Source organism: Xanthomonas sp. SHU 166, from assembly GCF_000364685.1.
Classification (GTDB): Bacteria; Pseudomonadota; Gammaproteobacteria; order Xanthomonadales; family Xanthomonadaceae; genus Xanthomonas_A; species Xanthomonas_A sontii.
In genome coordinates, this window is record NZ_AQOJ01000743.1 from 1 (window position 1) to 647 (window position 647).

Consider the following 647-nt stretch of genomic DNA (forward strand, 5'->3'; position numbering starts at 1 on the left):
GCGAGCGGCTGCCGCCACCCACCTGGTAGGCCAGCCATGGACCGGCGCGGTCCTGCCACGGCGCCTCGGCGCTGTCGCGGCTCTGCACGCGCCATTCGATGGCGTTGTTGCCGGGCAAGGCGATGTCGACGCGCGTCACCGGGTAGCGCCCCGGCGACACGAAGGCATAGCCGTGCTGCGCGGGATCGGTGCTCGCCGCGTCCAGCTGTTGCCAATGCCAATCGGCGACGACCGGCGTCGGTGCCAGTTCGGCCTCCACCCCGGTCAGCGGCGGCGCGCCGGCGCCGGCCAGCGGCAGCAGGCGCAGATAGCGCACTTCGCGGCCGATGGGGATGCGCAGTTGCTGCAGCCGGTGCCCCTGGTTGCTGAGGTCGACCAGGGTCGCATCGGCCACCAGCACCTCCCAGTCGCGCAGATCGTCGCTGCCCTCGACGCGGTAGCGCGCCTGCTGTGGCTGCGCAGCGGCGGCCCATTGCAGCGACAGCGCGCGCAGCGGCGCATGCAACGCGCTGGCATCGACCAGCCAGCCGGCAGCGCCCGCGTCGGAGCCAGCGCCGGCCACGCGGGTCTGGATGCGGCGCACACTGCCGTCGCTGTCGCGCTCGGCGATCAGCTCCAGATCCGGGGTCCGCCCGTCGGGCGCCGCC

Annotated in this window: 1 protein-coding gene; it reads right to left on the bottom strand. The window is 74.2% G+C overall.

Translation table 11 applies throughout. The features are described from left to right. Positions 1–647, bottom strand: a 647-nt coding sequence (locus D180_RS17280; RefSeq protein ID WP_017913787.1) for a DUF3999 family protein, incomplete at both ends; no start/stop codon positions are given.